Below are 9,028 nucleotides of genomic sequence, written 5' to 3'. Positions count from 1 at the left end.
CTGCTGTTTACCGGATATTTAAAAATCAAAGAGAAAGTATATGAAAATAATGAACTAGTAGAAGATACCTATAAACTGGTCATTCCCAATAAAGAAGTAAAAAAGATTTATGAAAATATCTTTATGAAATGGTTTGAAAGTTATCAAAGAGAAAGAAGAAATGAGTTTATAAACAATCTTCTTGATAATCAGGAAAAGAGAGCTCAGAAGACATTAAATCAGGTTTTAAAAAGTAGCATCAGCTACTATGATAATTATGAAAGTTTTTATCATGGATTTATGGTAGGATTTTTAAATGCCGATGGCTATGAGGTTAAATCAAATCGAGAAAGCGGAGAAGGGAGATTTGATTTAGCGGTATTGCCAATGGATATTGATGATCTAGCGATTATTATTGAATGCAAACATTCAAATAGTATTAAAGAGTTAAGGGAAGATAGCAAAGAAGCAAGTAATCAGATTATTGAAAAGCGATATATTGAAGGATTAGTTGATGAAGGATATGAAAATGTAATTGGCTATGGAATATCTTTTTATAAAAAACAATGTATAATTACAAAAGCATAAATGGCTATAAAAAGTGATTAATAGCCAAAGTATTAAGCAGTATACATTTAAATATACTGCTTTTTAATTATTTATATAGTTTTTTGTCAACTTGATAAATTGTTTGAATAGCATTTTTTACTTCTGTTTCAAAATCAAAATCACCTTTTTTTATACACCACATCATTTCAAATCCGGTAAAAGCATAGCTTAGGGTTTTATATAAATCATAGGGATTACGTTTGTTTAAAAATTGATCTGCTTCTTGTCCTTTTTTTGTTATTGCAATACAGATTGCTGAAAAATCATCTCTAAAATCAAAACTTCCTTGATCATTATCAAGATTTATTTTAAACATCTGGCCAATAATATCAAAGCCAATATCTTGGCTTTGTTTAACTAAAGAAAGAAAACAAAGTAATAGTTGTTCATAATAGTTATTAGCTAATATTAGTTGGGGAACATTACTAGAAATTTCTTTAGTTATATCATCATATAAATGAATGATAGTATCTTCTTTATTTTTAAAGTATTTGTAAAAAGTTGGTTTTGTAATGTTAGTTTTTTTACAAATATCCTGGATTGTAACGTTATTAAAACCTTTTTCTTGATAAAGTTTATATGTTTGTTTTAAAATTTTATCTTTTGTTGTCATAAAATCACCTAAACATATTATAAATGATTTTGAAGATATGTAAAATGTTTATTTTGTAACCCTTTACATTTACTGTGGTAAATGATATACTTTACTCAAGTAAAGTAATTAAATGGAGGAAAACGGCTATGAAAAATGTGTTATTTGACAAAACTTATATTGGAAAAATGAAGTTGAAAAATCGTGTATTTATGTCACCAATGGGGACAACTGGTGAAGCGGATGGTGCATATAATATTGATGCCATCAATTATTTTATGGAAAGAGCAAAAGGGGGAGCTGGTTTAATTATTACTGGTGCTAATGTTGTTTCTACAAAATATGAACCACGTCCTTGTACAGAATTATCAGATTTTCATCATGTAGAAAGATTAAATATGTTAATTGATCGTTGTCATCATTATGGCGCTAAAGTATGTGTTCAATTGTCACCAGGATTAGGTAGACAACAATTTACTGATCCTTTTACACCACCTTATAGTGCTGGTAGCGTTGGGTCTTTCTGGTTTCCTGATTTAATTTGTAAACCATTTACTAAAGAAGATATTCAATACTTAGTTGGAAAAGTTGGATATTCTGCATCACTTGCAGTTATGGCTGGTGCTGATGCGGTTGAATTACATGCTTATGGTGGGTATCTATTGGATCAATTCCAATCAAAACAATGGAATAATAGAACTGATGAATATGGTGGTTCTTTAGAAAATAGAATGCGTTTTACATTAGAATGTATTGAAGCAATTAAAAAGAATATTCCTGATACAGTACCACTATTAGTTAAATTTACTCCTGATCAAAGAGTAGAAGGATTTAGAGATTTAAGCGAAGGTATCGAAATGGCTAAAATATTAGAAAAAGCTGGTGTAGATGCTTTGCATGTTGATACTGGATGTTATGAAGAATGGTATCAGGCAATTACGACAGTTTATTCAAAACCTGGACATAAATTAGATGTTCAAAAAGCTATTAAAGATGTTGTCAGTGTACCAGTATTAGGTGATGGAAAATTATTTGACCCTAAATTAGCTGAAAAAGTAGTTAATGATGGTATTCTTGATTATGTTGGTTTAGGACATGAAATGCTTGCTGATCCACACTGGGTAAATAAAGTTAAGAAAAATCAACTTGAAGATATCACTCCATGTGTTGGATGTAATGAATGTCTTTTATCTGGATTTAGCGGAAAACATTATTACTGTGCAGTAAATCCAACTTGCTATGCTGAAAAAGAATATGCTTTACCAGCAGATACTGGATTAAAACGAAAAGTATTAATTATTGGTGGTGGACCTGCAGGAATGGAGGCAGCAATTACTGCTAAAAGACGTGGCTTTGAAGTTGATCTTTGGGAAAAAGCTGATAAATTAGGTGGAACATTATGGCCTGCTGGTGGACCTGATTTTAAAGCTGATGTATTAAAATTAATTACTTATCTAGAAACACAATGTCATAAGTTAGGTGTTAATATTTCTTTAAATAAAGCGGCTACTAAAGATAATATTAAAGGGTTAGATTATGATCGAATTATTTTAGCTACTGGTGCTAATCCAGCAATGCCTCCTATTGAAGGAATAGAAAAAACAGTATTAGCGACTGATTATTTAACTCATCAAGTAACAACAGGTGATAATGTAGTTATTATTGGTGCTGGTTTAGCTGGTAGTGAAGCAGCTTGCGACTTAGCTGGTCAAGGTAAAAATACTGTTTTGATTGAAATGTTGCCAGATATTTTAGCTTTAGCTAATCATTGTTTAAATAATGATCAGCATTTGCGCAATATGATTAAAGATCGTGGTGTAAATGTTGTAACAGGAGCAAAAGTTACTAAAATAACTGATGATAGTATCACATATGAAAAAGACGGTGAAGTTCATACAGTTAGCTGTGATACTGTTTTAAATGCAGCTGGATTTAAACCTAATAATCAATTAGAAGATTTATTAGAAGAAGAGTATGATGATAAAGTTGTTGTAATTGGTGATGCCGTTGCACCAAGAAAGATCTTAACAGCAATTCATGAAGGATATCATGCAATTAGAGTAATGGAATAAAAAAATAATGGAAAAGATAGCTAATGATGCTATCTTTTTTTGTTAAATAATAATTATATTGTATTAATGATTTATAATAAGTCATTAACTTTAAGTCAGTGACTTATTATACTGAAATAAAGATAAAAGAAAGGGGGTTCGTTTTGGCGATGGGTAAAAGACAAATTGCTGCTATGCAAACACGGCTTAAAGTAATTGTGGCAGCTAAAAGATTGATTGAAAAAAATGGCTTTAAAAATGTTACTATTGACGATATAACTAAAGAAGCCAAAGTAGCAAAGGGGACTTTCTATACTTATTTTAAACGTAAAGAAGATGTTGTTAGTGAGATTGCTAAATCTAATTATAATGAAATTTATAAAAGATCGGTGGAATTAGATGGAGATATAGGCGATCGAATTACTTCTTTTCTAATTGGATCGATGGAATATATTGAACAAACTGGTCTTAAAATTTGTCAACAATGGATAAAGACTGTAGTAGAACCAGAAGATCAAGGAGGAAAAGAAAAGTTACTTTACGACTATAATATCATAAGTGATTTATTGAATCAGGCTATTGATGCTGGTGAACTTTCAAAAGAAACACCAGTAAAACAGCTATCTGATGCGATTGTGTCACAGTATTATGGTATTGTTTTGACTTGGGGAATTTTAAATGGGGCTAGTGCGCCAGTAGAGTTACTTAAAAAGTATTGTCAAGGACAGCTTCGAGATTCTTTATCACACTATCAAATCTAAAGATTAACAATATTTTATGATAATTAGATTAATGGGAGTAAAAGATGGAAGGAGTGTTAATAAAAAGATGAAAAGAAAAGCTTTTAAAGTAGTTATCTTGTATATAGTATTATGTATGGTAAGTGGTTGTGGATCAATTAATGAAAGTAATGAATCAAATACTAGTGAGGTTAATGATATGGAAAGTGGAACTATTCCAACTGAACTTGAATATATACCAGAAAATTATGAAACACCTGCAAAACAGCAAGGAACATTAAATAAGCTAACATATGAAACTTGGGAATCTTTTAGCTATGAAGATCATAGTCAGCCGCTAGAAAAAAATGCATGGGTATATTTACCCTATGGATATTCAAATGATCAAAAATATAACATATTTTATCTTAGCCACGGTGGCTGGAGCAATGAAACTACGATAATGGGAACTGCTCAAAATCCTAGTTCATTTAAAAATGTAGTAGATCACGCTATAGAAGATGGCAAAATGCAGCCGATGATCCTTGTTTTTCCAACTTATAACAATACTAGTGAAAATGATAGTAGTGATTATAGTTTAGCATTACAGCTAACTGATCAGTTTCATAATGAATTAGTTAATGATCTAATACCGGCAGTAGAAAGTCAATATAGTACTTATGCTACTGAAACAACACCAGAAGGATTAAAAGCTAGTCGTGATCATAGAGGGTTTGGCGGCTTTTCAATGGTTTCAGTTAATACTTGGTGTACTCTTCGTTATTGTTTAGATTATTTCCGTTATTTTATGCCAATGAGTGGCAGCTATACTTCAGATGGTGATTATATGGCTGATCTAGTAAGCAACCAAGGTTATGGTCCTGAAGATTTCTTTATTTTTGCAGCATCTGGTACTGATGATTTTGCTTATAATTCTTTTAAAAATCAAATTAATGCAATGACTGATGGATCAAATGATATTTTTCGTCTGGCAACTTCAAAAGCAGATGGAAATGTAGTATTTTTACAACGAGAAGGCTATAGTCATGATGCTACTGCAAGTAATGAATATACTTATAATGGTCTATGTTTTTTCTGGAATAGATAAGTTATTATTTAATTGATATTGTAAATGCTGTATCAGTAACTTTTTAATGAAAAGTTATGGATGATATGGCATTTTTATTATGATAGATTTTAAAATATCGATAGATAAGATATAATAAAATATATTATTGGATAAGGAGAATTCTATGGAATTAATTATTGAACACTTACAAAAAAGTTTTGAAAAAAAAGAAGTATTAAAAGACATTAATTATACATTTAAATCGGGGAAAATATATGGATTATTAGGTCGAAATGGAGCTGGTAAGACAACATTATTTAATTGTCTTAATCAAGATATAATAATGGATAATGGAACTGTACTATTAAAAGAAAATGATAATCAAAGACGTCTTGAAATCGAAGATATTGGATATGTACTTTCAACACCTGCTGTTCCTGAGTTTTTAACTGCTCGTGAGTTTTTAAAATTCTTTTTAGAAATTAATGAAAAACAAATTGTTAATTTAAAAACTATTGATGAGTATTTTGATTATATTAATATAAAAAAAGAAGATCGTGATCGCTTATTAAAAGATTTTTCTCATGGGATGAAAAATAAAATGCAAATGTTGATTAATATTATTTTAAAACCTAATGTTTTACTTTTAGATGAGCCGCTTACTTCATTAGATGTTGTGGTTGCTGAGGAAATGAAAAATGTTTTACGTCATTTAAAAGAAGATTGTATTTTGATTTTATCTACTCATATTATGGAATTAGCATTGGATTTATGTGATGAAATCGTCATTTTAAATCATGGTAAATTACAAGAGGTATCCAAAGATCAATTAGATAATGATGAATTTAAAGATAAGATTTTAGCAATGCTAAGGGAGGAAGATCATGATTAAAACATTTTGGATTGCTTTTAGATTGCAAATTACTTATCGGGTCAATACAATTATCTATTCCTTAAAACAATTACCATTAATAAAAAGAATTCTACCTGTTTCATTATATGCAAGTAAGAGTTTAAAAGCTATTGCTAGTGTTATTTCATTATTATGGGAGATTATTACAATATTTTTATATAAAGGATTATATCTTGGATTATTTTTTATCATACCGATTTTATTTAGTAATATAGATAGTAGTTTACAGCCGGCATTTTTTCTAAATATATTATTGTTTTTAACTATAGCGGGAGCTGTTAGTAATAATCGTCTTTTTGAACCAGGACGTGATAAGTATTATAGTATTATTTTAATGCGTATGAATGCTGCTAAATATACAATTACTAATTATTTGTATGAATTATTAAAAATTATAATTGGTTTTTTAGGATTTTTAATTTATGCTAATATTACTTTTGGGTTACCACTGTATTTTTGCTTATTAGTACCTCTAGCTGTTTGTGGTGCTAAAATTATTTCTAGTTGTTATTCACTTTATCAGTATAAAACAAAAGGAAAAATTCGTAACGAAAATAGTCCGGTTAAAGCAGTCTGGTCAATAATTGCAATTTGCTATTTATTAGCATATTTACCTTTTATTACCGGTTTGGCTTTACCGATATTTATAAGTATTGTTATATTGGCTATTATGTCTTTAGGAATTATTGGGTTTATTTATATCTATAATTTTTCTTTATACCGGCCAATGTATCAGGTCTTATTAGGACAAAAATTTTCAAATATTAATACTTCAATAAAAGAAATTACTAATAGTAGCTATTTAGATTCTATTAGTAATGATGTATCAATTACTAGTAAGAAAAAAGGATATGCTTATTTTAATGAGTTATTTGTAAAACGTCATCAAAAATTATTATGGCGCAGTGCTAAAAGAATCACTATTTTTACATTGGGTTTATTAATTGCAGCGATCATAGCATTACTTTCTTTTCCTAAAGTACACTATGAAATTAATAGCTCATTATTAAATTTTTTACCATATTTTGTATTTATTATTTATTCTTTTAATTCTGGAAAATCAGTTGTTCAAGCAATGTTTCGAAATTGTGATCATAGTATGCTGACATATTCATTTTATCGTCGTAAAGATGTTATTATTTCTTTATTTTATTTGCGTTTACGAGATATCATCATTATTAATTTAATGCCAGCATCGGTTATAGCAATCGGGCTTCCGCTTTTAATATATATAACTGACAAAAATACTAATCCATGGATTTATCCAATCGTTTTTATTTGTATTATTGCAACAAGTATTTTCTTTTCAATTCATTATCTGACTTGTTATTATCTTTTACAACCGTATAATAGTATGACAGAAACTAAGAGTAGTACTTATAGCATTGTTATGTCAATAACTTATTTGGTTTGTTTTGCCTTTATTTATTTAAAAATGAATGCTTTTGTATTTGGCCTTATCATGATTACTTTTTGTATTGTCTATATAATTATTGCTAGTATATTAGTCTATCGTTATGCCTCAAAAACATTTCGGCTTCGTCAATAATAATTTAAAACGACGTTTCAATCTTTTTTGCTATATAAAACAAGATTGATTTGTAATTAAGATTATCTTATAAAATAGGATAATCTTTTTTTTTGTAAATATTATTTACAAAATTATGTTAATATAACTTATTTTTTATGAATATGATTTTAAAGTACTTAGATACTATTTTGATAGCTATTTGTTTTTGTTATTCTTTTTTCAAGGAGGAACAAAGACATGGATGGTTTATTAAAAAGAGTAGAGAAAAGAAGTTTACTTAAGTGTTATAAAAATAGTTATTTAAGTTATTTTTTGATGTATAACTTTTATTATTTATCATGGGCATTATTTAGTGCTCTTATTTCAGTGTATTTAATGGATCGGGGTTTTAAAGCCAGCGATGTTTCTTTAGTGGTATCAGCTTCATTTTTAACTTCGATGATAACACAACCAATTATTGGAAAATGGAATGATGAATTTGATATTAAGAAAGTTAATGCTATTTTATTTGTTATTGTAGCTATAGGTGGTATTGTATTTATGGTATCTAATAGCTTGTTTATGATTGCTGTTAGTTATAGTGTTGTATTAATGATGATCAATGGTGTTAACCCAGTAATGGAAAAAATTGCGACAGCTTCACCATATCAATATGGAAAAATTAGAATTTGGGGAACAATTGGTTATGCTTTAGGTTCTCAATTTGCAGGAATATTATATGATTTAGTAGCACCACAAGCTATTTTTATTGTTTTTGTTTTAACAATGATTTTATGTATAATTGGGCTGGTTGGGACTGAGCCGGATATAAAAAAAGAAGCTGCTAACGAAAATGAAAAAGTAAAGACAATGACGCTTTTTAAAAATAAAAAGTTTGTTTATTATTTAGCTATATGTGCAATTTTTTATGGTATTACTAATATGTCTAATACCTTTGTTCCTTCAATGCTGACGGATAAAGGATTAGATGTTGATGTTACATCGACTATTTTATCAATTGCAGTATTTTGTGAAGCACCTTTAGTTTTATTTTCTAATCGTTTTATGGATAAAATTGCAAATAAAACTTTATTAATTATTTCTATTAGTATGGTTTGTTTACAATGTGCGGTATATGGTTTTGATTTACCATTGATCTTTATTTTGTTGATAACATTTTTAGCTAAACATCCTTCAGGAATGTTGTATATTATGATAAATCTAAAAGTTATTAATACTTTAATTGATGAAAATCAGCAAATTACTGCTTTGGCATATGTAGCAACATTGAAGAATTTAGTAGCTATTATTTTTCAAAATGTTGCTGGTAATATCTTAGATGTAACTACATATTCTAATCTTTATCTAATTTGTTTTGGGTGGATGTTAGTTGCTTTGATTTTAGTTATTTTCTTTAAAATAAGTAGTGGTAACGATAAAAAATTATTTAATTAGGGCTAAAGAATATTTTGGTAATTAGAAAAAATAAAAGAAAAAACCTCTTTTGTAAATGTATATAAATAACAAAGGAGGTTTTTTATGAAAGAAACAGATAAAAAGATTTATGATTTTAAAAGTGATGTTCT

The 9,028-nt window shown here is 28.4% G+C and carries 8 protein-coding genes; 7 read left to right on the top strand and 1 reads right to left on the bottom strand.

What is annotated here, in order from left to right; translation table 11 throughout:
• A partial coding sequence (locus B5E92_RS14495) for a PD-(D/E)XK nuclease domain-containing protein (protein ID WP_204245287.1) occupies window positions 1-567 on the top strand: 567 nt, incomplete at its 5' end.
• 67 nt (window positions 568-634) lie between these two features.
• Here B5E92_RS14495 and B5E92_RS14490 read toward each other — a convergent pair.
• The gene (locus B5E92_RS14490) at window positions 635-1,201 is read right to left on the bottom strand and encodes a TetR/AcrR family transcriptional regulator (protein WP_087303326.1); all 567 of its coding nucleotides are present in this window, start codon (window positions 1,199-1,201) and stop codon (window positions 635-637) included.
• A gap of 128 nt (window positions 1,202-1,329) precedes the next feature.
• On the opposite strand from B5E92_RS14490, the gene B5E92_RS14485 reads away from it, so the two are divergent.
• The 6 genes from B5E92_RS14485 to B5E92_RS14460 all read left to right on the top strand — a co-directional run bounded on the left by B5E92_RS14485 (window position 1,330) and on the right by B5E92_RS14460 (window position 8,897).
• Window positions 1,330-3,252: an NAD(P)/FAD-dependent oxidoreductase gene (locus B5E92_RS14485; RefSeq protein ID WP_087303324.1), complete on the top strand. Its 1,923-nt coding sequence runs from the start codon at window positions 1,330-1,332 to the stop codon at window positions 3,250-3,252.
• 149 nt (window positions 3,253-3,401) lie between these two features.
• Complete coding sequence (locus tag B5E92_RS14480; RefSeq protein WP_087303322.1) at window positions 3,402-3,992, top strand: TetR/AcrR family transcriptional regulator; 591 nt, start codon at window positions 3,402-3,404, stop codon at window positions 3,990-3,992.
• A gap of 67 nt (window positions 3,993-4,059) precedes the next feature.
• Window positions 4,060-5,058, top strand: a complete 999-nt coding sequence (locus B5E92_RS14475) for an esterase family protein (RefSeq protein WP_158095248.1) — start codon at window positions 4,060-4,062, stop codon at window positions 5,056-5,058.
• Window positions 5,059-5,203: 145 nt separating this feature from the next.
• The gene (locus tag B5E92_RS14470) at window positions 5,204-5,911 is read left to right on the top strand and encodes an ATP-binding cassette domain-containing protein (RefSeq protein WP_087303317.1); all 708 of its coding nucleotides are present in this window, start codon (window positions 5,204-5,206) and stop codon (window positions 5,909-5,911) included.
• Window positions 5,904-7,481, top strand: coding sequence for a hypothetical protein (locus tag B5E92_RS14465; RefSeq protein WP_087303315.1), 1,578 nt, complete (start codon window positions 5,904-5,906; stop codon window positions 7,479-7,481). Before B5E92_RS14470 ends, B5E92_RS14465 begins: the two co-directional genes overlap by 8 nt.
• Window positions 7,482-7,700: 219 nt before the next feature.
• A complete protein-coding gene (locus tag B5E92_RS14460; protein WP_087303313.1) occupies window positions 7,701-8,897 on the top strand; it encodes an MFS transporter in 1,197 nt (398 codons plus the stop codon).
• Window positions 8,898-9,028: the final 131 nt, after the last annotated feature.

Origin of the sequence: Erysipelatoclostridium sp. An15 (genome assembly GCF_002160675.1) — a bacterium.
GTDB classification, from domain to species: domain Bacteria; phylum Bacillota_I; class Bacilli_A; order Erysipelotrichales; family Coprobacillaceae; genus Thomasclavelia; species Thomasclavelia merdavium.
The sequence above is the reverse complement of the archived record's forward strand: the minus strand, read 5'-3'. Positions and strand labels throughout refer to the sequence as shown.